General features: G+C 59.5%; 21 protein-coding genes and 1 pseudogene. 18 read left to right on the top strand and 4 right to left on the bottom strand.

What is annotated here, in order from left to right; all coding sequences use genetic code 11:
* Positions 1 to 207: 207 nt before the first annotated feature.
* The 9 genes from J2W17_RS14300 to J2W17_RS14340 all read left to right on the top strand — a co-directional run bounded on the left by J2W17_RS14300 (position 208) and on the right by J2W17_RS14340 (position 9444).
* Positions 208 to 1536: an OprD family porin gene (locus J2W17_RS14300; RefSeq protein WP_307334883.1), complete on the top strand. Its 1329-nt coding sequence runs from the start codon at positions 208 to 210 to the stop codon at positions 1534 to 1536.
* Positions 1537 to 2087: 551 nt separating this feature from the next.
* The gene (locus J2W17_RS14305; RefSeq protein WP_307334885.1) at positions 2088 to 3425 is read left to right on the top strand and encodes an OprD family porin; all 1338 of its coding nucleotides are present in this window, start codon (positions 2088 to 2090) and stop codon (positions 3423 to 3425) included.
* Positions 3426 to 3716: 291 nt separating this feature from the next.
* The gene (locus tag J2W17_RS14310; protein WP_307334887.1) at positions 3717 to 4355 is read left to right on the top strand and encodes a peroxiredoxin; all 639 of its coding nucleotides are present in this window, start codon (positions 3717 to 3719) and stop codon (positions 4353 to 4355) included.
* A gap of 334 nt (positions 4356 to 4689) precedes the next feature.
* Entirely contained in the window at positions 4690 to 5283 is a 594-nt protein-coding gene (gene ssuE, locus J2W17_RS14315) for an NADPH-dependent FMN reductase (protein WP_064680338.1), read from the top strand.
* A gap of 104 nt (positions 5284 to 5387) precedes the next feature.
* The gene (locus J2W17_RS14320) at positions 5388 to 6353 is read left to right on the top strand and encodes a sulfonate ABC transporter substrate-binding protein (protein WP_307334890.1); all 966 of its coding nucleotides are present in this window, start codon (positions 5388 to 5390) and stop codon (positions 6351 to 6353) included.
* A gap of 25 nt (positions 6354 to 6378) precedes the next feature.
* A complete protein-coding gene (ssuD, locus tag J2W17_RS14325; protein WP_307334892.1) occupies positions 6379 to 7527 on the top strand; it encodes an FMNH2-dependent alkanesulfonate monooxygenase in 1149 nt (382 codons plus the stop codon).
* Positions 7528 to 7535: 8 nt separating this feature from the next.
* Positions 7536 to 8318, top strand: a complete 783-nt coding sequence (gene ssuC, locus J2W17_RS14330; protein WP_307334894.1) for an aliphatic sulfonate ABC transporter permease SsuC — start codon at positions 7536 to 7538, stop codon at positions 8316 to 8318.
* Positions 8315 to 9121: an aliphatic sulfonates ABC transporter ATP-binding protein gene (gene ssuB, locus J2W17_RS14335; protein ID WP_307334896.1), complete on the top strand. Its 807-nt coding sequence runs from the start codon at positions 8315 to 8317 to the stop codon at positions 9119 to 9121. Before ssuC ends, ssuB begins: the two co-directional genes overlap by 4 nt.
* Before the next feature lie 107 nt (positions 9122 to 9228).
* Positions 9229 to 9444: a TOBE domain-containing protein gene (locus tag J2W17_RS14340; RefSeq protein ID WP_003229256.1), complete on the top strand. Its 216-nt coding sequence runs from the start codon at positions 9229 to 9231 to the stop codon at positions 9442 to 9444.
* A gap of 202 nt (positions 9445 to 9646) precedes the next feature.
* Here the strand turns inward: J2W17_RS14340 and J2W17_RS14345 are convergent, their stop codons facing one another.
* On the bottom strand, positions 9647 to 10285 hold the full coding sequence (locus J2W17_RS14345; protein WP_307334897.1) for a TetR/AcrR family transcriptional regulator: 639 nt from the start codon (positions 10283 to 10285) through the stop codon (positions 9647 to 9649).
* Between the two features lie 225 nt (positions 10286 to 10510).
* Positions 10511 to 11887 (bottom strand): glutamine synthetase family protein, encoded by a 1377-nt coding sequence (locus J2W17_RS14350; protein ID WP_054616983.1) that lies wholly within the window; start codon positions 11885 to 11887, stop codon positions 10511 to 10513.
* A gap of 278 nt (positions 11888 to 12165) precedes the next feature.
* Here J2W17_RS14350 and J2W17_RS14355 point away from each other — a divergent pair.
* The 8 genes and pseudogenes from J2W17_RS14355 to J2W17_RS14395 form a co-directional block, all read left to right on the top strand.
* Positions 12166 to 12483 (top strand): annotated as a pseudogene (locus J2W17_RS14355) (gamma-glutamyl-gamma-aminobutyrate hydrolase family protein); the annotation flags it as partial.
* A 100-nt stretch (positions 12484 to 12583) separates the two neighbouring features.
* On the top strand, positions 12584 to 13942 hold the full coding sequence (locus J2W17_RS14360; protein ID WP_064680331.1) for a glutamine synthetase family protein: 1359 nt from the start codon (positions 12584 to 12586) through the stop codon (positions 13940 to 13942).
* Positions 13943 to 14002: 60 nt separating this feature from the next.
* Positions 14003 to 15367: an aspartate aminotransferase family protein gene (locus J2W17_RS14365; RefSeq protein WP_307334902.1), complete on the top strand. Its 1365-nt coding sequence runs from the start codon at positions 14003 to 14005 to the stop codon at positions 15365 to 15367.
* 196 nt (positions 15368 to 15563) lie between these two features.
* Complete coding sequence (locus tag J2W17_RS14370) at positions 15564 to 16661, top strand: polyamine ABC transporter substrate-binding protein (protein ID WP_307334962.1); 1098 nt, start codon at positions 15564 to 15566, stop codon at positions 16659 to 16661.
* A 249-nt stretch (positions 16662 to 16910) separates the two neighbouring features.
* On the top strand, positions 16911 to 18008 hold the full coding sequence (locus J2W17_RS14380) for a polyamine ABC transporter substrate-binding protein (protein ID WP_307334904.1): 1098 nt from the start codon (positions 16911 to 16913) through the stop codon (positions 18006 to 18008).
* A 69-nt stretch (positions 18009 to 18077) separates the two neighbouring features.
* On the top strand, positions 18078 to 19220 hold the full coding sequence (locus tag J2W17_RS14385; RefSeq protein WP_307334906.1) for an ABC transporter ATP-binding protein: 1143 nt from the start codon (positions 18078 to 18080) through the stop codon (positions 19218 to 19220).
* A gap of 35 nt (positions 19221 to 19255) precedes the next feature.
* Complete coding sequence (locus J2W17_RS14390) at positions 19256 to 20137, top strand: ABC transporter permease subunit (protein ID WP_373459981.1); 882 nt, start codon at positions 19256 to 19258, stop codon at positions 20135 to 20137.
* Positions 20134 to 21027, top strand: a complete 894-nt coding sequence (locus tag J2W17_RS14395) for an ABC transporter permease subunit (protein ID WP_064680325.1) — start codon at positions 20134 to 20136, stop codon at positions 21025 to 21027. The genes J2W17_RS14390 and J2W17_RS14395 overlap by 4 nt, the downstream gene beginning before the upstream one ends.
* Positions 21028 to 21178: 151 nt before the next feature.
* On the opposite strand, the gene J2W17_RS14400 is transcribed toward J2W17_RS14395, so the two are convergent.
* On the bottom strand, positions 21179 to 21820 hold the full coding sequence (locus tag J2W17_RS14400) for an HD domain-containing protein (RefSeq protein ID WP_307334911.1): 642 nt from the start codon (positions 21818 to 21820) through the stop codon (positions 21179 to 21181).
* A 339-nt stretch (positions 21821 to 22159) separates the two neighbouring features.
* On the opposite strand from J2W17_RS14400, the gene J2W17_RS14405 reads away from it, so the two are divergent.
* Positions 22160 to 23125: a GlxA family transcriptional regulator gene (locus J2W17_RS14405; RefSeq protein ID WP_307334913.1), complete on the top strand. Its 966-nt coding sequence runs from the start codon at positions 22160 to 22162 to the stop codon at positions 23123 to 23125.
* Between the two features lie 306 nt (positions 23126 to 23431).
* Here J2W17_RS14405 and J2W17_RS14410 read toward each other — a convergent pair whose 3' ends face one another.
* Positions 23432 to 25843 carry a penicillin acylase family protein gene (locus tag J2W17_RS14410; protein WP_307334916.1) on the bottom strand — a complete coding sequence of 804 codons (2412 nt, stop codon included), beginning with the start codon at positions 25841 to 25843 and terminating at the stop codon, positions 23432 to 23434.
* Between the last annotated feature and the right edge of the window lie 10 nt (positions 25844 to 25853).

Raw genomic sequence — 25853 nt, forward strand, 5'->3', positions numbered from 1 at the left:
AAAAGTTTTTTAATAGTTCTTTTTTGGGCTTATGACGAACTCATGACCGCTGAATGATAAAAAAACGGGGATTAGACTATGGTCGTAGACACACACAGTTACGATTGACTTGTGAGTCACGGTCTGGCGCTAATCGCGCATCTTAGGATCCCGGGCACATGACCCGGGACCAGGACTACAAGAATTAGAAACGAGAGGAGCGACACAATGAACAAGTCCACCTTGGCTCTGGCCGTGGCCGTAGGGGTTTTGGCGCAGCAGGCAGGCGCCGCGGGTTTCATCGAAGACAGCAAGGCGTCCGTCAGTTCCCGCACCATGTACTACAACAACGATAATCGCGATGGCGGCGCGGATCAGCGCGAGACCGCTGAAGGCCTGAAGTTCGATTATCTGTCCGGCTTCACCCAAGGTACCGTCGGTTTTGGTTTTGACGCCCAGGCACTGCTCGGTATCCACCTCGAGGGTGGCCGGGGTCATCACCCGGACAACAACTCTTTCTTCCCAAGCGACACCGACGGTTCGGCATCGGACACGTACAGTCGCGTGGCCGGTAACGTCAAGGCGCGCTTCTCGAAGACCGAGGCCCACTATGGTGGCGCCCTGCAACCCAACATGCCGATCCTGGTAGCGAACGACAGCCGTCTGCTGCCCCAGACCTTTGAAGGTGGCACCATCACCTCGAAGGAAATCGACAACGTGACCTTCAACGTCGGCCAGCTCGAGCACGCGGCGGGTCGCGCCTCGTCCAACACCACCGGCCTGGCAGTGGCTGGCGGTACCGAGGAAAGCAACCAATTCCGTTATGCCGGTGCGGACTGGAAGGTCACCAAAGACCTCACGCTGCAGTACTACCATGCGAACCTGGAAGACTACTACAAGCAGCACTTCCTCGGCCTGGTACACGTTCTGCCGATCAGCGCCAACCAGTCCTTCAAGTCAGACCTGCGCTATTTCGACAGCAGCTCAGACGGCAAGAATGGCGATGTGGGCTACCGGTTCAGTAACAACGGTGGTTACGCCAAGACTCCGGGTGAGGTCGATAACAAGACCTGGAGCGCCATGTTCACCTACACGCTGGGTCCTAACGCTTTCCTGGTTGGCCACCAGCGTGTCAGCGATGACGGTGGCTTCGTTTATCTGAACCAGGGCAACGTGGTCGATGGCAATGGTCGCAACGAAGGCGCGGGTGGCGCGAGCTTCTATCTGTTTACCGATGCGATGATCAACGGCTTCGTGCGCGCGGGTGAAAACACCACCTTCGGCCAGTACACTCTCGACTTCGCTTCTCTGGGTGTTCCTGGCTTGAAAACCTCGGTTGCCTACCTGCACGGCGATAACATCAAAGCGGCCAACGGCACCAGCGGCGATCAGTCCGAATGGGAACGCGACTTGCGTGTGGACTATGTCATCCAGCAGGGGCCTCTCAAAGGTTTCGGCACGACGCTGCGCCATGGTACCTACCGTGGCAGCGATACCGGTATCGCCGACCAGGACCAGACCCGTCTGATCTTCAACTACACCTACAGCTTCATGTAATCGATCCTGCGTAAAGCCTCAACCCGTCGAGCGTAATGCTGTTGCAGGAGCGAGCTTGCTCGCGATGGTCGTCAACGATGACGCGTGTTTGCTGGTAACACGCGGTGTTCTGAAATCCATCGCGAGCAAGCTCGCTCTTGCAACAGCATTGCGTCCAGCAGGGTGAGGCTTTTTTTTGCCAATTTTTTCATATATCAAACTAATATAACTAGCTAATTTTTTATTCTTTTTAGTTTTTGTTTCCAGACCTTAAAGTGGCTTCAGACGCTCATGGAAGAGCAACACCTGCCTCGGAAAGAGCAGTTATCGTCCGTAATTTCGTTTGTTCAGCAAGCTGGCTTCCAGGCGGATTCCTATATCCAGGCCGGACGAAGACTGCGGCTATATATTCCAAAATGGAATGAAAAATAATGAAATAAATATTTTTGTGTTTATCATGCCGGCCCAAATCGCGGCGGTCAGACCGTGTAGCGCTAATTGCGCGTCCAGGATCCGGGCATTCGAACCAGGACCAGGAACCTGAAAAAAATTAGAAACGATAGGAGCGAAACATGAACAAGTCCACCCTGGCCCTGGCTGTGGCCTTAGGGGTTTTGGCGCAGCAGGCAGGCGCCGCAGGTTTCATCGAAGACAGCAAGGCAACATTGGGGCTGCGCAACTTCTACATCAACACGGATAACCGTAACGGCCCTGGTGCCAACAAAAACGAGGAGTGGGGCCAAGGCTTCGATCTGCGTTTCATCTCCGGCTATACCCAAGGCACCGTAGGCTTGGGTGTCGACGCCATCGGCCTGTTGGGCGTGCGTCTTGACTCGGGTGGCGGCACTAACGGTGCAGCCAACGGCGCGGCCTACGGTGGCACTGTTTTCCCAAGCGAATCCAACGGCGAAGCGGTGGATAACTTTTCCAGCCTGGGTCTGACGGCCAAGGCGAAGATCTCCCAGACCGAACTGAAGCTGGGGACCCTGCAGCCAAAACTGCCGGTTATCGTGACCAACGACGGTCGCCTGTTGCCGCAAACCTGGCAGGGTGGCCAGATCACTTCCGGCGAGATCAAGGACCTGACCCTGATTGGTGGTCAGATCGAGCACGTCAAGGGGCGTAACTCCAGCAGCAATGAAGAACTGAGCATTGGTGGCGCCAACCCGCGTATCGCCAACAGCAACAAATTCATCTACGGCGGCGGTGACTACAAAATCACCAAAGACCTGACGGCCCAGTATTACTACGGCAATCTGGAAGACTTCTACAAGCAGCACTTCCTGGGTCTGGTTCATAATTGGGCCATCGGCCCGGGCGTGTTGAAGTCTGACTTGCGCTACTTCAACAGCGCCGATGACGGTGCCAACGGCAATACGCCGGCTTACTACAGCAACGGCAACTACACCGGCGTGCCAAGTGGCAAAGGCAAGGTCGATAACAACCTGTACAGCGGTCTGTTCCTGTACACCGTTGCCGGTCACACCTTCGGTGCTGGTTATCAGGTCAGCAATGGTAGCAGCGACTTCCCTTGGCTGAACCAGGGCGACGGTTCGTCGAACTACACCATCACTGACATGCAGATCCAGAAGTTTGGCCGTGCCGGCGAACGCACCTGGCAGGCGCGCTACGCCTACGATTTCGCCAAGGTCGGTGTGCCTGGCTTGACCGCCGGCCTGGTGTACTTACGTGGCGACGATATCGATACCGTCAACGCAGCGGGCGTGCAAAACAACTCCAACCGTTCCGAGTGGGAACGCGACCTGACCGTGGGTTACGTCGTGCCTGCGGGGCCGTTGAAAAACGTTGGCTTCATGTGGAAAAACGCGACATGGCGCACCAACATCCCGGGCGTTCGCGACCAGGACGAGAACCGCCTGATCCTCAGCTACTCGCTGCCGCTGTTGTAATAGCACCTAAGTAACTGATGTAAAAAAGCCCCGTCCGGCATCACGCCGGGCGGGGCTTTTGTGTTTTCGATTCAGGCTCATCCCCGTGAGCCTTCATCGAAATCCCTCTTTTTGCAGCGACTCAAGGCCTTCTCGAACCTTGCCGCGGATGGTCGTGCGGAAGCTGGAGCAAGTCCAGTGAACAGAATTTTAATATTCTATTGTGTTCTAAATAAATCGATATTTATTCTTTTTAATAGATAAAAAATACAGGCACAGTGGGCTCAACCAGCACTCATCAGGAGCAGCACCATGAGCCTCAGACTGGGCGACATCGCCCCCGATTTCGTACAGGATTCCAGCGTCGGCACCCTCCGTTTCCACGAGTGGCTGGGCGATAGCTGGGGTGTGCTGTTTTCCCACCCTGCGGATTTCACGCCAGTGTGCACCACCGAGCTCGGGTTCACGGCCAAGCTCAAAGACGAGTTCGCCCAGCGTGGGGTCAAGGCCATCGCGTTGTCCGTGGACCCGGTGGATTCGCACCACCGGTGGATCGAAGACATCAACGAAACCCAGAACACCATCGTCAATTTCCCGATCCTGGCCGACGCCGATCGCAAGGTGTCGGACCTCTACGACCTGATCCACCCCAACGCCAATGACACCTTGACCGTCCGTTCGCTGTTCGTGATCGACCCGAACAAAAAGGTTCGGCTGACCATCACTTATCCGGCGAGCACCGGTCGCAACTTCAATGAAATCCTGCGGGTGATCGATTCGCTGCAGCTCACGGATAACTACAAGGTGGCGACCCCGGCGAACTGGCAGGATGGTGATGAAGTGGTGATCGTGCCGTCACTCAAGGACGAGGATGAAATCAGGACGCGCTTTCCTCAAGGTTATCGCGCGGTGAAGCCGTATCTGCGACTGACGCCGCAGCCGAACAAATAATGCTGTATGGCCGACATCGCTATCGCGGGCAAGCCCGCTCCCACAGGGTTTCGGGTCTACCACAGAATCTATGATCCACCCAAACCACTGTGGGAGCGCCCGCGAAGGCGGCAGACCGGCCAGTGCAAAATTCAAGTTATCAATAAAGCAGGGGATTTCAGGCCGTTTCGACGGCCTGTTTTTTTGCCTGGAGAAAAATACCCCATATAGATCTTTAACGAATAACTAAATGAATAAATATGATTTATGGATATATAAATCACCTGTTAAGGTCACTCCATCCAAGCGAGACCGCAAACCGCGAATCGCCAACACCGTCCAAGGAATCGTCTGAATGCTGGTTGTCTCACTCGGTGGCAGTCCCAGCCAACGCTCCCGTTCCGGGGTGCTGCTGGAACGCGCTCAACGTTGGTTGCAGGAGCAAGGTGTGGAAGTGGTGAGTTACCAGGTACGGGACTTCCCGGCCGAAGACTTGCTGCACGCACGGTTCGACAGTCCGAAGGTGATCGACCTGCTGCAACAGATTGAAAATGCTGATGGGCTGTTGATCGCCACCCCTGTCTACAAGGCGTCGTTCTCCGGCGCATTGAAAACCGTGCTGGACCTGCTGCCCGAGCGCGCTCTGGCTCACAAAGTGGTTTTGCCAATGGCCACCGGCGGCAGCATCGCCCACATGCTGGCGGTGGATTACGCCCTAAAGCCGGTGTTGTCGGCATTGAAGGCTCAGGAAATGCTCCATGGAATTTTCGCCGTCGACAGCCAGATCGCTTATGGCGAAGGCAGTGCCCAGGCGCAACTGGCGCCCGAGCTGGAACAACGATTGAGCGAATCGCTCGAGCTGTTTTTCAGCGCCATGGCACGACGGCCAAAACCGATCGACCCGAACCTGTTGAATGAACGTCTGTTGAGTGCTCGCTGGAGCATTTAAGCCGGCACTTAATAAGCCACACCTGAATTTGAAGTACTCACCTTACTGGCCCGCTAACGGGCAAGCAGGTGCAGCCAAAACCCAACTGCAAAAAGGAGAGCGCCATGCGCACTGTCATTTTGCGTCGTGGTCTGGTCGCTCTGTTTGCTGCGGCTGTGTCCTTCGGCGTCATTACTCAAGCTCAGGCCGAGACTTTAAGGATCGGTTATCAGAAGTACGGCACTTTGGTGCTGCTCAAAGCCAAAGGCACTCTGGAAAAACGCCTCGCCGCCCAAGGCGTGGACGTGCAATGGACCGAGTTCCCCGGCGGCCCGCAGCTGCTCGAAGGCCTGAACGTCGGCTCCATCGACTTCGGCGTCACCGGCGAAACGCCACCGGTATTCGCCCAGGCGGCCGGCGCCGATCTGCTCTACGTCGCCTATGAACCACCGGCGCCGCACAGCGAAGCGATCCTGGTGCCGAAGGACTCGCCGATCAAATCGGTGCAAGAGCTCAAGGGCAAGAAAGTCGTCCTGAACAAAGGCTCCAACGTGCACTACCTGCTGGTCCGTGCGCTGGAAGACGCCGGCCTCAAATACACCGACATTCAGACCGTGTTCCTGCCACCGGCCGATGCCCGCGCCGCGTTCGAGCGTGGCAGCGTCGATGCCTGGGTGATCTGGGACCCCTACCAGGCCGCCGCCGAACAGCAGTTGCAAGCCCGCACCCTGCGTGATGGCCAGGGCATCGTCGACAACCATCAGTTCTACCTGGCGACCAAACCCTACGCGCAGAAAAATCCCGAGGTGATCAAGACCCTGGTGGAAGAAGTGCGCGCGGTCGGTGAATGGTCCAAGGCCAATCCCGAAGATGTGACCAAACAAGTCGCGCCACTGCTCGGCCTGCCGGCGGACATCACCCTGACCTCGGTGAAACGCCAGGGTTACGGCGCGCTGTTCCTGACTCCTGAAGTGGTCGCCGCGCAACAGAAAATCGCCGACAGCTTCCATCAGCTCAAGCTGATTCCCAAGCCGCTGAGCATCAAAGACGTGATCTGGACGCCACCGGCGGCCGTTGCCAAAACGCAGTAATTCGATTTCCTAAGGAGACCACTCCATGAGCCTCAATATTTTCTGGTTCCTGCCTACCCATGGCGACGGCCATTACCTTGGCACCGCCGAAGGCGCTCGCGCCGTCGACCACGGTTACCTGCAGCAAGTCGCGCAAGCGGCGGATCGTCTGGGCTTCGGCGGGGTGCTGATCCCTACCGGGCGCTCCTGCGAAGATTCGTGGCTGGTGGCGGCGTCGCTGATTCCGGTGACCCAGCGTCTGAAATTCCTCGTCGCCCTGCGCCCCGGGATCATTTCCCCGACGGTGGCGGCGCGTCAGGCTGCGACCCTGGATCGCCTGTCCGGCGGCCGCGCGCTGTTCAATCTGGTCACCGGTGGCGACCCGGATGAACTGGCCGGTGACGGTTTGTTCCTGACCCACGAAGAGCGCTACCAGGCTTCGGTGGAATTCACCCGCATCTGGCGCCGGGTGCTGGAAGGCGAAACCGTCGATTACGACGGTCAGCACATCAGCGTCAAGGGCGCCAAGCTGCTCTATCCACCGATCCAGCAACCGCGTCCGCCGCTGTACTTCGGCGGTTCGTCGGAAGCGGCGCAAGACCTCGCGGCAGAGCAGGTGGAAATGGTCCTGACCTGGGGCGAGCCGCCTGCAGCCGTGGCCGAGAAGATTGAACAGGTACGCGCCAAGGCCGCGAAGCTCGGGCGCACCGTGCGCTTCGGCATTCGCCTGCATGTGATCGTGCGTGAAACCAATGCCGAGGCGTGGCAGGCGGCTGATCGCTTGATCTCGCACCTGGACGACGAAACCATCGCCCGTGCCCAGACGTCTCTGGCGCGCTTCGATTCCGTCGGCCAGCAACGCATGGCGGCGCTGCATGGCGGCAGCCGTGACAACCTGGAAGTCAGCCCCAACCTGTGGGCCGGTGTCGGCCTGGTGCGCGGCGGTGCAGGTACGGCGCTGGTGGGCGATGGTCCGACCGTGGCCGCCCGCGTGAAGGAATACGCGGACCTGGGCATCGACACCTTCATCTTCTCCGGTTATCCACACTTGGAAGAATCCTACCGTGTCGCCGAACTGCTGTTCCCGCACCTGGACATCGAACGGCCGGAGATACCGAAAAGCGCCGGTTACGTCAGCCCCTTCGGTGAGATGGTCGCCAATGACATTCTTCCCAAAGCCGCGTCTCAGAGCTGAGGCGCACCATGAAGAAACTTATCCATAGTCTCGCGCCCTGGGCGTTGCCGGTGTTGCTGCTGGCGGTATGGCAGTTGTCGGTGTCGGCAGGCTGGTTGTCGACGCGAATCCTGCCCGCGCCCGTTGCCGTCATCGAAGCCGGCGTGAGCCTGGTCCGCAGCGGTGAAATCTGGACTCACCTGGCCATCAGTGGCTGGCGTGCGGCGCTGGGTTTCGCCATTGGCGGCGGCATCGGCCTGACCCTGGGTTTCATCACCGGCCTGTCGAAATGGGGTGAGCGCCTGCTCGACAGCTCGGTGCAAATGATTCGCAACGTGCCGCACCTGGCGTTGATTCCGCTGGTGATCCTGTGGTTCGGCATCGACGAGTCGGCGAAGATTTTCCTGGTCGCACTGGGCACCTTGTTCCCGATCTACCTCAACACCTATCACGGCATCCGCAACGTCGACCCGGCGCTGGTGGAAATGTCCCGCAGTTATGGCTTATCCGGTTTCAGCCTGTTCCGTCAGGTGATCCTGCCCGGTGCGCTGCCTTCGATTCTGGTCGGTGTGCGCTTCGCCCTGGGCTTCATGTGGCTGACCCTGATCGTCGCGGAAACCATTTCCGCCAGCTCCGGCATCGGCTACCTGGCGATGAATGCCCGGGAGTTCCTGCAGACCGACGTGGTGGTGCTGGCGATTCTGCTGTACGCGGTGCTTGGTAAACTTGCCGACCTCGCGGCCCGTGGCCTTGAACGTGTGTGGTTGCGCTGGCATCCGGCCTATCAGGTTTCCAAGGGAGGTGCCGCATGACCGCTCAACAACCTCCACGCCTGCTGCGCGGTATTCCGCTGGCGGTACGCAAGCTGCAAAAAACCTTCGGTTCGCGGCAAGTGTTGCGCGAGATCGATCTGCACATTCCTGCGGGTCAATTCGTCGCGGTCGTCGGTCGCAGCGGCTGCGGCAAAAGTACCTTGCTGCGTTTGCTAGCCGGTCTCGACAAGCCCACGGGCGGTGAATTGCTGGCCGGCTCCGCAGCGCTGAGTGAGGCGCGGGAAGACACCCGGCTGATGTTCCAGGAAGCGCGCCTGTTGCCTTGGAAGAAGGTGATCGACAACGTCGGTCTCGGGCTCAAGGGCAACTGGCGGCCGCAAGCCCTGGAAGCGTTGGAAGCGGTCGGCCTGGCGGATCGCGCCAATGAGTGGCCGGCAGCCTTGTCCGGGGGGCAGAAGCAACGTGTGGCCCTAGCCCGCGCGCTGATCCACCAACCGCGCTTGCTGCTGCTGGACGAGCCCCTGGGCGCCCTGGATGCCCTGACCCGCATTGAAATGCAGCAACTGATCGAACGCCTGTGGCAGAAGCACGGTTTTACCGTGTTGCTGGTGACCCACGACGTCAGTGAAGCGGTGGCGATTGCCGATCGGGTGATCCTGATCGAAGACGGAGAAGTCGGTCTCGATCTGCACGTGGAATTGCCACGACCTCGGGTTCGCGGCTCCCATCGGCTGGCGGCGCTGGAAACTGAAGTCCTCAACCGCGTGCTGGCGCTGCCCGGCCAGCCGCCGGAGCCGGAACCTGTTTCACCATTGCCTACGCAATTGCGTTGGGCGCAATAAGAGCAGCGGCAAGTTGCAAGCTTCAAGCTGCAAGAAGAGGCAGAGCGCTTTTACTTGAAACTTGTAGCTTGCCTCTTGCAGCTCATTTCGACCTCAGGAGAAATCATATGACTATCAAAGCCATCAACGTTCGCAACCAGTTCAAGGGCTCGATCAAGGAAATCGTATTGGGTGATGTCCTTTCGGAAATCGACGTGCAAACCGCTTCCGGCATCGTGACGTCGGTGATCACCACGCGCTCGGTGAAAGAGCTGGAGCTGGTGGTGGGCAGCGAAGTGATCGCGTTTGTGAAATCCACCGAGGTGTCGATCGCCAAGTTGTAAGCGCGTGCATTGCACCCAACCCCGGAGGGCTCGAGCCCTTCGGGGTTTTTTGTGCGCGTGAACCAGTGGGTTCGGTGGTGCGCCCTTCGCGAGCAGGCTCGCTCCCACAGGGAGTTGTGTTATTCGCGAATGCCATGTTCGCTTGAGATCAAATGTGGGAGCGAGCCTGCTCGCGAAGAGGCCGGTGAAGCCGACGAAGATCTCAGGCAGGAATAACGCGCTTGGGCAAATGCGGCGGCAAATACAACCCCAGGTACGCATCAAACACCCGCATCCCTTCCTCCGCCATGCGCGGCGTGATCTGCCCATGCTGCTGCACCGAGCGCGCATACACCCGATCCCCCAGTTCCATGGCCAACGCAAACACATCGACATCACTCGGCAGCCTCGGCAGCTCAAAATGATGATCGAACAGCTTGTGCATCAGGTCGCCCAGCTCGATGTCATGCTGGCGGTCGGCCTGGGTGACTTCGGTCAGGCCGTGCTGGGCGAGGATCAGTTGGCGGGCTGCGGCGTCTTCGCTGTAGATCTCGAGCATGCGTTGCTCCACCAGCCGCGACAGGTCGCGCCAGCCGCTGAGGGCGTTATGGTCGATGGGGGCTTGCAGGCACGCGCGGAAGGCGGCGTGGACATCGGCGGTCAGGGCTTCGAGCAGGGCCGGGACGCTGGCGAAGAAGTGGTAGACCGAGGAGGGCGGGATCTGCGCGCGTTCGGCGACACTGTAGATCGACAGACTGGCCACGCCCTCGGCAGCCAGCAGCGTGCGGGCGGCATCGAGTATCGAATCGATTCGGGCCTGGCTGCGGGCGCGGGGTTTGCGTGGGGTGGCGAGTCGGGTCATTGAAGTCTCCTGCGGGGGCAGGGGGCATTGTACGAGCAGGGTTGTGTGTTGTCTTCTCGGCCGCCTTCGCTGGCAAGCCAGCTCCTACAAGGATCGCGTCGATACCATGTATTTGTGTTCAACACGCTCCCTGTAGGAGCTGGCTTGCCAGCGAACCGCCGAAGGCGGCCATAAAAAAACGCCGCAAGCTGTGAAGCCGGCGGCGTTGTTTTCTACTGCAACCGCTTAAACGGTATGCAGGTACCAGTTGTACTCAAGATCGGAGATGGAATGTTCAAACTCTTCCAGCTCACTCTCCTTACAGGCGACAAAGATATCGATGTATTTCGGATCGATATACTTGGCCATGACTTCGCTGTCGTCCAGCTCGCGCAGTGCATCGCGCAGGTTGTTCGGCAGGCTTTGCTCGTTCTGCTCGTAGCTGTTGCCTTCCACCGGTGCGCCTGGCTCGATCTTGTTGGTGAGGCCATGGTGCACGCCCGCCAACACCGAAGCCATCAGCAGGTACGGGTTGGCATCGGCGCCGGCAACCCGGTGTTCGATGCGCACGGCATCGGAGGAGCCGGTCGGTACGCGGATCGCCACGGTGCGGTTGTCCAGGCCCCAGCACGGCGAGTTCGGCACGTAGAACTGTGCGCCGAAACGCCGGTACGAGTTGACGTTCGGGCAGAGGAAAGCCATCTGCGCCGGTAGGGTCTCGAGCACACCGCCGATCGCGTGACGCAGTGCGGCGTTCTGCTCGGGATCCTCGCTGGCAAAAATATTCTTGCCGTCTCTGTCGAGAATCGAGATGTGGACGTGCAGACCGTTGCCCGCCTGGCCTGGATAAGGCTTGGCCATGAAGGTGGTGTCCATCTCATGGTCGTAGGCGATGTTCTTGATCAGGCGCTTGAGCAAAACCGCGTAGTCGCAGGCCTTGATCGGGTCGGCCACGTGGTGCAGGTTCACTTCGAACTGCGCCGGGGCACTTTCCTTGACGATGGCGTCGGCAGGGATGCCTTGCTCTTTCGCACCTTCCAGAATGTCCTGGAGGCAGTCGACGTATTCGTCGAGGTCGTCGATCAGGTACACCTGAGTCGAATGCGGACGTTTGCCGGAGATCGGCGAGCGCGGCGGCTGTGGGCGGCCGTTCACGTTCTCCTGGTCGATCAGGTAGAACTCCAGTTCAAACGCGGCGCAGATGGTCAGGCCCATCTCGTCAAACTTGGTAACAACTTGACGCAGGACTTCACGGGGATCCGCGAAGAAAGGTTCACCTTCGAGTTCGTGCATGGTCATCAGCAGTTGCGCGGTAGGGCGCTTCTGCCAGGGCTCGTTGCACAGGGTGTCGGGGATTGGATAGCAGATTCGGTCAGCATCGCCGATGTCCAGGCCCAGGCCGGTGCTTTCCACCGTCGAGCCATTGATATCCAGAGCAAATAGAGAGGCCGGCAGGTTGATGCCTTTCTCGTAAACCTTGTGGAGACTGGTGCGTTCAATGCGCTTGCCGCGCACCACACCATTCATATCCGCAATCAGAAGGTCAACGTACAGAACCTCAGGATGTTCCTTAAGGAACGCGTTCGCTTCGTTAAGCTGAACGGCACGCGGGGGTACCGACATGATGCAACACCTTTGTTGTTAAAAATATCAATCATTGATCTCTTCGGTTTCCAGTCAACCCGAACGGCATGCCGAAGTCAAGTCAGGCCTTTTTTGCCCTGAAAAAGCGCTCTCAGGGCTTTTTTGAGGCAGTTTGGGGCGTTTTTATGCCTTTGAGCGCTTTGCCGTCCGCGGGCTTGAGCAGGCCGTGTTGTATTTTTTACGGGGGTGTTGTGTAAAAAAATGAACAAGGCTAAGCTCGATTCAAACCCATAACAGCAATAATACCGGGGTGCTTCATGTCTCGCCTGCCGTTAATCGGCGTCACCCTCTGCCCCGGGCAGATCGGTCTGCATACTTATCACATCAGTGGCGACACGCATGTCCACGCCGCAGCCTCAGCGGCCAAGGGCGTGCAGGTAATTGTTCGATCCTTGCCGGATGTGTCTGCCCTGTCCGATATTCTGGACGGCCTGCACGGCATTCTCTTTTCCGGCGCTCTTTCCAATATAGAACCCTTTCACGCTGGCGGCTCGGCTAATGTGTCGGGTCCTGCTCATGATTCTGCACGGCCATTCACGCGTTCGTTGATCCACGACATTGTCGAGGTGGGCCTTTGTGCGCGGTCATTGCAGTGGCAATCTGTACCCAGCGACGCCGATGCGTCAAACAACGCCTGACTTATAAGAGTCAGGAAACTCAGCCTAAGAGGCATTTATGAGTCACAACCTCGACCAGCTCACCGATTGGTTGAAAGACCACAAGATCACAGAAGTCGAATGCATGATCGCCGACTTGACCGGGATCACCCGGGGCAAGATTTCGCCGACCAACAAGTTCATTGCCGAAAAAGGCATGCGCCTGCCCGAGAGCGTTCTGTTGCAGACCGTGACCGGCGACTATGTCGAAGACGACATCTATTACGAACTGCTCGACCCGGCGGACATCGACATGATCTGTCGGCCGGACGCGAATGCGGTGTTCCTGGTGCCCTGGGCCATCGAGCCGACCGCCCAGGTGATCCACGACACCTATGACAAGCAAGGCAACCCGATCGAGCTGTCGCCGCGCAACGTGCTCAAGAAGGTCCTGAAACTCTACGCCGACCATGGTTGGCAGCCGATCGTGGCGCCGGAAATGGAGTTCTACCTGACCAAGCGCAGCGAGGACCCGGACTATCCGCTGCAACCGCCGATTGGCCGTTCCGGCCGCCCGGAAACCGGTCGCCAGTCCTTCTCCATCGAGGCGGCGAACGAGTTCGATCCGCTGTTCGAAGACGTCTACGACTGGTGTGAATTGCAAGAGCTGGACCTGGACACGTTGATCCACGAGGACGGCACCGCACAGATGGAAATCAACTTCCGTCACGGCGATGCCCTGTCCCTGGCCGACCAGATCCTGGTGTTCAAGCGCACCATGCGCGAGGCGGCACTCAAGCACGACGTGGCGGCCACCTTCATGGCCAAGCCGATGACCGGCGAGCCGGGCAGCGCGATGCACTTGCACCAGAGCATCATCGACATCGAGACCGGCAAGAACGTTTTCTCCAATGCAGACGGGACCATGAGCCAGCTGTTCCTGAACCACATCGGTGGCTTGCAGAAACTGATCCCCGAGCTGTTGCCGCTGTTCGCCCCGAACGTCAACTCGTTCCGCCGCTTCCTGCCGGACACCTCGGCACCGGTGAACGTGGAGTGGGGCGAGGAGAACCGCACCGTGGGCCTGCGGGTTCCGGATGCCGGGCCGCAAAACCGTCGGGTGGAAAACCGCCTGCCGGGGGCCGACGCCAATCCGTACCTGGCCATCGCCGCGAGCCTGCTCTGCGGTTACATCGGCATGGTCGAAGGCTTGAACCCGAGTGCGCCGGTGGTGGGGCGCGGCTATGAGCGCCGCAACCTGCGCCTGCCACTGACCATCGAGGACGCGCTGGAGCGCATGGAAAACAGCGCGACCATCGAGAAATACCTGGGCAAGAAATTCATCACTGGCTACGTCGCGGTCAAGCGGGCCGAGCATGAAAACTTCAAGCGCGTGATCAGTTCATGGGAGCGGGAATTCCTGCTCTTTGCCGTCTGATGCGCCGGGCGCGGCGGGAAATTGCCGCGCCCTTCACTGCACAATCTTAGGAGAATTCGCATGACCAGCAACAATCCGCAAACCCGTGAATGGCAAACCCTGAGCAACGACCACCACCTTGCCCCGTTCAGCGACTTCAAGCAGCTGAAAGAGAAAGGCCCGCGGATCATCACCAGCGCCAAGGGCGTTTACCTCTGGGACAGTGAAGGCAACAAGATCCTCGATGGCATGGCCGGCCTGTGGTGCGTAGCGGTCGGCTACGGTCGCGACGAACTGGCCGATGCCGCCAGCAAGCAGATGCGCGAACTGCCTTACTACAATCTGTTCTTCCAGACCGCTCACCCGCCGGTGCTGGAGTTGGCCAAGGCTATCGCCGACATCGCCCCTGAGGGCATGAATCACGTGTTCTTCACCGGTTCCGGTTCCGAAGGCAACGACACCATGTTGCGCATGGTCCGCCACTATTGGGCGATCAAGGGCCAGCCGAAGAAGAAAGTCATCATCAGCCGCAAGAACGGCTATCACGGTTCCACCGTCGCCGGCGCGAGCCTGGGTGGCATGACGTACATGCACGAGCAGGGCGACTTGCCGATCCCGGGCATCGTCCACATCGCCCAGCCTTACTGGTTCGGTGAAGGTGGCGACATGACGCCGGACGAGTTCGGTATCTGGGCAGCCAATCAGCTGGAAGAGAAGATTCTGGAAGTCGGCGTCGACAACGTCGGGGCCTTCATTGCCGAGCCGATCCAGGGTGCCGGTGGCGTGATCATTCCGCCAGACACCTACTGGCCGCGCATCAAGGAAATCCTCGCCAAGTACGACATCCTGTTCGTGGCGGACGAAGTGATCTGTGGTTTTGGCCGCACCGGTGAGTGGTTCGGTACCGATTTCTACGGCCTCAAGCCCGACATGATGACCATCGCCAAAGGCCTGACCTCGGGCTATATCCCGATGGGTGGCCTGATCGTGCGCGACGAAGTGGTGGCGGTGCTCAACGAAGGTGGCGATTTCAACCACGGCTTCACCTATTCCGGGCACCCGGTCGCTGCTGCGGTGGCCCTGGAAAACATCCGCATCCTGCGCGAAGAAAAAATTGTCGAGCGCGTCCATACAGAAACGGCACCCTATTTGCAGAAACGTCTGCGGGAACTGAGCGATCACCCGCTGGTGGGGGAAGTGCGCGGAGTCGGTCTGTTGGGGGCCATCGAACTGGTTCAGGACAAGGCCACTCGCAAACGTTACGAGGGCAAGGGCGTTGGCATGATCTGCCGCACGTTCTGCTTCGAAAACGGCCTGATCATGCGCGCCGTGGGCGACACCATGATCATTGCTCCGCCCCTGGTGATTACACCGGCTGAAATCGATGAGTTGGTCACCAAGGCACGCAAGTGTCTGGACCTGACCCTGAGTGCGTTGCGGGGCTAAGTGCTAGGCTCTGAGCGGGGTGTGCAGTGTGCACTTCGCTCAGTGCAAACAAAGGATGGGTCTTTCCTTGAAAGCCTGCCTTGGATCTTGCCAGACTATCGCTTGTCCGGGCGCCCGGGGAAAGGCCGCCGGCTCTTGGTTAACAAGAACGTGGTCAAAAAGAAAAATTGGAGCATTACCCATGAAGGCATTAGGTATGAAGATTGCTGGCAAGACCCTCCTCGCCATGTCCCTGATGGGCGTGATGGCGGGTGCAGTTCAGGCGGATGACAAGGTTCTTCACGTATACAACTGGTCCGATTACATCGCACCGGATACCGTCAAGAAGTTCGAAGCCGAATCGGGCATCAAGGTGGTCTACGACGTATTCGACAGTAACGAAACCCTGGAAGCCAAGTTGCTGGCAGGCAAGTCCGGTTACGACATCGTCGTACCGTCGAACAACTTCCTGGCCAAGCAGATCAAGGCCGGCGTTTACCAGAAGCTGGACAAGTCCAAGTTGCCCAACTGGAAGAACCTGAACCCTGACCTGCTTAAAGCCGTTTCGGTGAGCGACCCGGGTAACGAACACGCCTTCCCTTACATGTGGGGTTCGATCGGTATCGGCTTCAACGCCGAGAAGGTCAAGGCGGCACTGGGTGCCGATGCGCCGACCAATTCCTGGGACTTGCTGTTCAAGCCTGAAAACGCCGCGAAGTTGAAGTCGTGCGGTATCAGTTTCCTCGATTCGCCCACCGAGATGATCCCGGTGGCGCTGCACTACCTGGGCTATCCAACCGACAGCCAGGACAAAAAACAATTGGCTGAAGCCGAAGCATTGTTCCTGAAGATTCGTCCTTCGGTGGGCTACTTCCACTCGTCCAAGTACATCTCCGACCTGGCTAACGGCAACATCTGCGTCGCCGTCGGGTACTCGGGCGACATCTACCAGGCCAAGGCTCGCGCCGCTGAAGCCGGTGACAAAGTCAAAGTCAGCTACAACATTCCGAAAGAAGGTGCAGGCAGCTTCTATGACATGGTCGCCATCCCTAAAGATGCCGAAAACGTCGACGGCGCCTACAAGTTCATGACCTTCCTGCAGAAGCCGGAAATCATGGCTGAAATCACCAACGCCGTACGCTTCCCGAACGGTAACCAGGCGGCGACCGCCTTGGTCGATAAAGACATTACTGCCGACCCAGGCATCTACCCGCCAGCGGACGTGCTGGCCAAGCTGTACGCGATTGCCGACTTGCCGGCCGCCACCCAGCGGATCCTGACTCGCAGCTGGACCAAGATCAAATCCGGTAAGTAACCCTCTGTAGGAGCAGCCGGCCGACGCGAGCTTGCTCGCGATGAACCTGAGAACCCTGCGGGGTGTCAGGCGCACAACGTTATCGTTGACGACCATCGCGAGCAAGCTCGCTCCTACAGGTAACTGTATAAAAGTTTTGCTGGAACGGTTTTTCGAGGGTAAGTTGCGCGCCGGTTTTGTTGCCAGGCAGCCATGGCTGTCATGTAACGCGGGGCAACTTGGGCCCAACTCATTTTAGAGGACCTCCACTTGCCTATTTTTTCTTTGTTGCGCAATGCCTTGCTGGTCGGCGCCGGACTGACGATGGCCGTCGGTGTCCAGGCGGCCGGCACCGTGCATATTTATAACTGGTCGGACTACATCGGCGAGACCACCCTGGCTGACTTCGAGAAAGAGACCGGAATCAAGCCGGTCTATGACGTGTTCGACTCCAACGAAACCCTGGAAGGCAAGTTGCTGGCCGGGCGTACCGGGTATGACGTGGTGGTGCCATCCAACCACTTCCTTGGCAAGCAGATCAAGGCCGGCGCATTCCAGAAGCTCGACAAGAAGCAGCTGACCAACTTTTCCAATCTCGACCCGGTATTGCTCAAGCGCCTGGAAGAGAACGATCCGGGCAACCAGTACGCCGTGCCGTATCTGTGGGGCACCAACGGCATCGGCTACAACGTCGACAAGGTCAAGGCGGTACTGGGCCTCGACAAGATCGACTCCTGGGACGTGGTGTTCGAGCCGGAGAACATCAAGAAGCTGCACAGCTGCGGCGTCGCGTTCCTCGACTCCGCCGATGAAATGATGCCCACCGTCCTCAACTACATGGGACTCGACGCCAACAGCACCAATCCCGAGGATTATAAAAAGGCCGAAGCCAAGTTGCTGGCGGTGCGCCCTTACGTGACTTACTTCCACTCCTCCAAATACATCGCCGACCTGGCTAACGGCGACATCTGCGTTGCCATCGGGTTCTCCGGCGACATGTTCCAGGCCAAGGCCCGGGCAGCAGAAGCCGGCAAAGGCATGAACATCGCCTACTCGATTCCTAAAGAGGGTGGTGCGCTCTGGTTCGACATGCTGGCAATTCCCAAGGATGCGGCCAACGCCAAGGAAGCCCACGCGTTTATCAACTATTTGCTGAAACCGGAGGTGATTGCCCAGGTCAGTGATTATGTCGGCTACGCCAACCCGAATCCCGGTTCGGACAAGTTGATGGAACAGTCGATTCGCACCGACGAGTCGGTTTATCCACCGCAGGCAGTCCTCGACAAGACGTACGTATCGATCGAGTTACCGCCGAATATTCAGCGTTTGATGACCCGCAGCTGGACCAAGGTCAAGTCGGGTAAATAGCTGCAAGGCTCAAGCTATCCAGGGTTCGCTCATCTGGGCGACCTGCAAATTTTGTTGGGAGTTTCGTAAATGGCAGTTGCCTCCGGCGCCTATAAGAAAGCCCTCGAGGGCGACCAGTCACCTAAACAGGTGCTGGTCAAAATCGACCGGGTCACGAAGAAGTTCGACGAGACGATTGCCGTGGACGATGTGTCCCTGGAAATCAAGAAGGGCGAGATTTTCGCCCTGCTCGGCGGTTCGGGATCGGGCAAATCGACCTTGCTGCGCATGCTCGCAGGTTTCGAACGGCCCACGGAGGGGCGCATTTTCCTCGATGGCGTAGACATCACCGACATGCCGCCCTACGAGCGGCCGATCAACATGATGTTCCAGTCCTACGCCTTGTTCCCGCACATGACCGTGGCGCAGAACATCGCCTTCGGTCTCAAGCAGGACAAGCTCCCCGCCGCGGAAGTCGACGCGCGCGTGGCCGACATGCTCAAGCTGGTGCAGATGAGCCAGTACGCCAAGCGCAAGCCGCATCAGTTGTCCGGTGGCCAGCGTCAGCGGGTAGCCCTGGCGCGCTCCCTGGCCAAGCGACCGAAGCTGTTGCTGCTCGACGAACCGATGGGTGCGCTGGACAAAAAGCTGCGCTCGCAAATGCAGCTGGAGCTGGTGGAGATCATCGAGCGGGTCGGCGTGACCTGCGTCATGGTGACCCACGATCAGGAAGAGGCCATGACCATGGCCGAGCGCATCGCGATCATGCACCTGGGCTGGATCGCCCAGATCGGCAGCCCTATCGACATCTACGAAACCCCGACCAGCCGCCTGGTCTGCGAATTCATCGGCAACGTCAACATCTTCGACGGTGAAGTGATCGACGACGCCGAAGGTCACGCGACCATCACCTGCAAGGACCTGGACCGCCAGATCTACGTCGGCCACGGCATCAGCACCTCGGTGCAGGACAAATCCGTGACCTACGCGATCCGTCCGGAAAAACTGCTGGTGACGCCGATTATGCCGACCTGCGAATACAACTGGTCCAGTGGCAAGGTGCACGACATCGCCTACCTCGGCGGTCACTCGGTGTTCCACGTCGAGTTGCCGAGCGGCAAGATCGTCCAGTCTTTCGTCGCCAACGCCGAGCGTCGCGGTCAACGCCCAACCTGGGGTGACCAGGTCTACGTGTATTGGGAAGACGACAGCGGCGTGGTACTTCGCTCATGAACATGCGCAAATTCAAAAGCCGTCTCAATCGAATAATTCCCGGTGGCCGCCAGTTGGTCATCGGGGTTCCCTTCATCTGGCTGTTCCTGTTCTTCATGCTGCCGTTCTTCATCGTGTTGAAGATCAGCTTCGCCGAAGCCGACGTGGCCATTCCGCCGTACACCGAGATTTACAGCTACCTCGACCAAAAGCTGCAGTTGCTGCTTAACCTGAGCAACTACGCGATGCTGGCCGACGACGAGTTATACATCGCCGCTTACCTCGGCTCGTTGAAGATGGCGCTGATCAGCACCGTCCTCTGTTTGCTGATCGGCTACCCGATGGCCTACGCCATCGCCAGTGCCCGCAAAGAGATGCAAACGGTGCTGGTGCTGCTGATCATGATGCCGACCTGGACCGCGATCCTGATCCGCGTTTATGCGTGGATGGGCATCCTCAGCAACAACGGTCTGCTCAACGGCTTCCTGATGACCATGGGCTGGATCGACGAACCGCTGCAGATCCTCAACACCAACCTCGCCGTGTATATCGGTGTGGTGTATTCGTACCTGCCCTTCATGATCCTGCCGCTCTACGCCAACCTCGTGAAACACGACAACAGCCTGCTGGAGGCCGCGTCCGACCTGGGTTCGAGCACCTTCAACAGCTTCTGGAAGATCACCATTCCCCTGTCCAAGAACGGTATCGTCGCCGGTTGCATGCTGGTGTTCATCCCGGTCGTGGGCGAGTTCGTGATCCCGGAACTGCTAGGTGGTCCGGAAACCCTGATGATCGGTAAAGTGCTGTGGCAAGAGTTCTTCAACAACCGTGACTGGCCGGTGGCCTCTGCCCTGGCGGTGGTCATGCTGCTGATCCTGATTGTGCCGATCATTCTGTTCAACCGTAGCCAGGCCAAAGAAATGGAGGGCAAGGAATGAAGCGCTTCCGTTTCTCAAGTTTCATGCTGATAGCGGGTTTGCTGTTTATCTACGCGCCGATGCTGATCCTGGTGATCTACTCGTTCAACGCCTCGAAACTGGTGACGGTCTGGGGTGGCTGGTCGATCAAGTGGTACGTCGGATTGATGGACAACACCCAACTGATGGGCTCGGTGGTGCGCTCGCTGGAAATCGCCTGCTACACGGCGGTGGCGGCGGTAGCACTGGGTACGCTGGCGGCGTTCGTGCTGACCCGTATCACCCATTTCAAGGGGCGTACGCTGTTCGGTGGCCTGGTCACCGCGCCCCTGGTGATGCCGGAAGTGATCACTGGTCTGTCGCTGTTGCTGCTGTTCGTGGCGATGGCACAGATGATCGGTTGGCCCCAGGAGCGTGGCATCATCACCATCTGGATCGCCCACACCACGTTCTGTGCGGCGTATGTGGCGGTGGTGGTGTCGGCGCGCTTGCGTGAGCTGGACCTGTCCATCGAAGAGGCGGCAATGGATCTCGGGGCGCGGCCATGGAAGGTGTTCTTCCTGATTACCATCCCGATGATCGCGCCATCCCTGGGGGCGGGCGGCATGATGTCGTTTGCCCTGTCGCTGGATGACCTGGTGTTGGCGAGCTTCGTGTCGGGGCCGGGTTCGACGACCTTGCCGATGGAAGTGTTCTCGGCGGTGCGCCTTGGGGTCAAACCCGAGATCAACGCCGTGGCCAGCCTGATTCTGCTGGCGGTATCGCTGATGACGTTCCTGGTCTGGTTCTTCAGCCGCCGTGCCGAAGAAAGTCGCAAGCGTGCGATCCAGCAGGCGATCGAGGAAGGCGCCGCCGACTCCTGGAGACAACCGGACGCGCGTCGCGCGCAGCAGGCGCCGGAAGCGGTTTGAGCCTGATGTCGGGTTGTCCACCCTGGTGTGGCCAACCCGATCCCCCTGTAGGAGCGAGCTTGCTCGCGATGGACGTTAACGATGACGAGGACTTCCTGGATGAACGCGGCGCCCTGACGTCCATCGCGAGCAAGCTCGCTCCTACAGGGTTCTAGGCAACCCACGGCGATTTGCGGATGATCTCGACAAAATTCATCGGCTTGAACCCCGCCTCACTGTCCACCAGCACATCCGCATTCACGGTGCCGAACGTGGTATCCGGCTTGTGCTTGAAGCCATTGGCAAAGGCACACAGGATGCATTCCTTGAACCCGTCACCCCGTGGATGCGCATGCACCACCGCCTCACGCTGCGCGGTCGGGAACGCGGCATAGTCGATACCCAGCACGTCCATTTCTACCCCGGCCGTGACCAGCGCCACGTTGGGACGCAGGTGTTGCGGCACGCCCGGCGTGGTGTGCAGGGCAATCGACAACCACACCTGCTCGATATCGTCGTACGATAAACCGTAAGGCTGCAGGAACGCTTTGGCGGCGTTGGCGCTATCGACTTCGAAGCGCTCGACGTCACTGCGATGGCCTTCCACCAGGCCCAGGTCATGGAACATCGCACCGACGTACAACAATTCGGGGTCGTAGGCCAGTTGCTTGCGCTCACCGCTCAGGGCGCCGAACAGGAACACCCGGCGCGAGTGGTGATACAGCAGATCCGGCTCGACGTCGCGAATGTATTCGGTGGTGGCCCGGGCCAGGGCGCTGTCGGGGATTTTGATACCGGCGATGGTGCTGCTCATGGGGGCTTTCCTCGTGCAGAACGCCGTGGCGGCGCTGATGGATCAAGTCTGTTCCGGGACCCCGAACCGGACAATCGATCCATGGCTGCGATCCTTGCCAATCAACAGCCATATCGCGCCACCTCGCTTGTTGCGCGCGGATTGGCTAGGGTTGGCGGAGTCGGTCGATCAAACGCAGTCCCTGTGGGAGCGAGCTTGCTCCGGGCGGCGTTCCGACGATGACGGAGTTACATTCAACATCAATATTGACTGACACTCCGCTATCGCGAGCAAGCTCGCTCCCACAGGTTTTGTGTTTGCCGTCATTGCGGCGTCAATCCATTGAAGGCGGTTTGAACCATGCAAAAAACCGTTGCCATCGTGGTCTTCACCGGCGTCCAGTCCCTGGACGTCACCGGCCCCATGGATGTGTTCTGCGAAGCCAATCGCTTCCTGGCGCCGCAAGATCACTATCGCCTGGAAGTGATCGGCGTCGAGCGCGGGGTGATAGCGTGTTCCAACGGTTTGTCGCTCAATGCCCATCGGCATTTCAGCGAGGCGTTGCAAGCTTATGACTTGCTGCTGGTGGCCGGTGGGCCGCAGTTGCCGTTTATTAGCTTCGGTGCGGCATTCGATGCCTGGCTGCGCGATGCCAGTGCGTCGGCGCAACGTTTTGGCTCGATCTGCAACGGCGCCTTCATCCTCGCCCGGGCCGGCTTGCTCGATGGAAGAACGGTAACCACCCATTGGGGCGATGCGGTGGCACTGGCAGCGTTATGCCCTTCGACCCGGGTCGAGGCCGATCGCCTGTATGTGCAGGATGGCGAGCTGTACACCTCGGCCGGGGTCACGGCGGGGATCGATTTGTCGTTGTTCCTGCTGGGGCGGGATCATGGGCCGGAAGTGGCCCTGAGCGTGGCCAAGCGGCTGGTGGTCTTCACCCAACGCTCGGGTGGCCAATCGCAGTTCAGCCCATTCCTCACACCCCATGCTGAACCTACCTCGGCAGTGGCGCTGGTGCAGCATTACGTGCTGGCCAATCTCACCGGCGACCTGACGATTGCCGACCTGGCCAACGCCGCCAACATGAGCGCCCGCAACTTTTCCCGGGTGTTTGCCAGGGAGGCGAAAGTCACCCCGGCGGAATTCGTCGAACGGGCCCGGGTGGATGCGGCCCGGGTACTGCTCGAGAGCACCCATTCGCCGCTCAAGACCGTGGCCTATCAATGTGGCTTTCGCGATGCCCAGCATATGCGCAGTGTGTTCAACCGCCGGCTTGGGGTGACACCGCAGCAGTTCAGGATGAATTTTGCGGCGGTGGTGTGAGCTGACAGTGTTGGTGCCTGTCAGGGCCTCATCGCCGGCAGCCGGTCTCGATCCCACATTCTGATCTGCGGTGGACACAAAAATCGTATGCGCCGCCGATCCCCTGTAGGAGCTGGCTTGCCAGCGAAGACGGCAGCCCAGACAACCAAAATCTACTGCGCAGCCCGCGCCACCGATCCCTTGTGGGAGCGAGCCTGCTCGCGAAGACGTCACCCCAGACAACAAAAATCTACTGCGCAGCCCGCGCCACCGATCCCTTGTGGGAGCGAGCCTGCTCGCGAAGACGTCAACCCAGACAACAAAAATCTACTGCGCAGCCCGCGCCGGCAGCAGCTTCAACGTGCTCCTGGTATTGGCCGTCACTTCCTCCTCATTCAGATACGCCTGGAAATACTCCCCTTCGATATACGCCTCGGCCTGGTCATCAAAATGCCTGTCAAACGGCACACCACTCTGACCAACCGGGTTGACGGTCAGGCTGTGGGCCGGGTCGGCGAAGTCGATCAGGCGTCGGGTCGACGGCCCGTAGGTCACCGGCCACGGTGCCGGGCCGATCTTTGAGGAGAGGTTGTTCGGTACTTCGTGCGCACCGGGAGCGGCGAACGGGCCGACGTTGAAGACCCGGTCCAGCGGCTTTTGCTGCCCCAGTGGATGGCCATGGGTCAAGGTGTGCGCCTTGCCCCACTGCCATTGCGCGACATCCGCACCCAGGGTGGCCTTGAGGTGCGCGAGGCTCGCTTGCCAGGCCACCTTGACCGTGTCGGCGCGGGTTTCCTTGCCCAGGGTGTTGCGGTTGTCCCACCACGGCGAGTCGGCGGTTGCCGCCAGACGCGGCAGTGCAGCGTCGATCACCCGGGTCGAGAGCAGCGTTTCGAAGAAATCATTACCCAGCTCATCATGCATCGCCGCGTCAGCCAGGTTGAACAGGAACTGGTTGAACAGCGTCGCGCTGGTGGACTCAAGCGGGTAATCACCTGTCCACCGGGCCAGCTGCTCCACCAGCTTGAGTTCGGCCGGATCGCTCACCACTTCGCGCAGTACCGGCAACAACGGCGCGAGCAAGCGTGGCCCGTAGGCGGTGGTCGTGCCCAGCTGCAGCTTCTGGCTGGCGGCCAGATCCCACTTGATGTTTTTGTCGCTGAGCTGGCGATTGAGCTGCTGACCGCGATCGGCCAGGTTGTAGTAACCGGGAATCTCCATCCCGGTGGGCGATGTCGGTTGGAAATTGGCCGAGACGATATAGCCGCGTGCCGGGTTCTCTTCCTGCGGGTTGGCGCTGAACGGGTGGAAGCCTTCCTTGTCCGCTTCGGCGGTGCTGCCGTCGAGGATGAACCACGGCCGCACACCCGCCGGACGTTTGGGCAATTGCGCGGCCGCCCACCAGCCGATATCGCCCTTGGCATTGGCCCAGACGATGTTCAGCCCCGGCGCCTGGACCTTGGCGGCGGCACTGCGCGCCTTGGCCAGGGTGTCGGCGCGGTTGAGCTGGTAGAAACCCTCGATGATCGGATTCTGGCTTTCAAGAAAGCCCCACCACATGGCGATCGGTGTTTTGCCGACGCTGTTGCCAAGTGCATCGTTGACGATCGGACCGTGGGGCGACTGACGCAGCACCAGCGTCACCGGCGCCTGGTCTTTGACCGCGATCTGCTGTTCGCTGCTCACCATGTCGACCCACTTGCCGCGATACCACACCTGATTCGGGTTCTGCGGATTGACCTTCTCGGCGATCAGATCCAGGTCATCGTTCTGGAACATGGTGATGCTCCAGCCGAAGTCGCGGTTCATCCCGAGGGAGGCGAACGGCATCAACGCCTGGTAGTGACCGTAGAGCTCGAAGCCTGGGGCCGATAGCTGCGCTTCGTACCACACCGACGGCGCGGAAAAGCGGATATGCGGATCACCGGCCAACAGCGGCTTGCCACTCTGGGTACGACTGCCGGAGACCACCCAGGCGTTGCTGCCCTCGAATTGCGGCAGGCCGTTGTCGGCCAGTGCCTGTTCGCTGAGGCGGGCGAGGGCGTTGAGATCTTTCCAGTCGGCGCTGGCCAGGGACGGCACGGTGCCGCCGGGCGTCTTCGCCAGCACGCCTTTGGGCTGCCAGTCGAGATCGAAGACATTCAGGTAGTTGGCTCCCAACTGATCGCGCACGTAAGTCAACAAGGGCTCGGTGCGAAACGCCGCGGCAAAACTGTAGGCCATGTACCCGGCGATGCTGATGGTGTCCTGGGCGGTGAACGGGCGCTTGGCAATGCCCAGTACATCGAACTCCACGGGTGTTGCATGGCTGTCCTGATACTGGTTGATGCCGTCCAGATAGGCTTGCATGGCGATGAAGGCCGGTGACTGTTGGTCCATGTTCGCCAGGTAGGTTTCGGCCCGTTCGCGGATGCGCAGGCTGCGCATCAGCTTGTCGGTATCGAGCAGTTTCGGGCCCAGCACTTCGGCCAGTTCCCCGCGAGCGAGGCGACGCAGGACTTCCATCTGGAACAGCCGATCCTGGGCGTGCACGTAGCCGAGGGCGCGATACAGGTCCGGCTCGTTTTCCGCGCGGATGTGCGGGATGCCGCGCTCGTCGTAGCGCACGGTGACCGAACCTTGCAGGTGTTGCAGCTCGACCATGCCCTGGCGTGTCGGCTGCTTGCTGTAAACGTACCCGCCGGCGCCCGCGGCGAGCGCGACAATCAGCAGGGCGAGGACGGACAGGCTACGTTTCATGGTGATTCCT

Source organism: Pseudomonas lini, assembly GCF_030812475.1.
Taxonomy (GTDB): domain Bacteria; phylum Pseudomonadota; class Gammaproteobacteria; order Pseudomonadales; family Pseudomonadaceae; genus Aquipseudomonas; species Aquipseudomonas lini_A.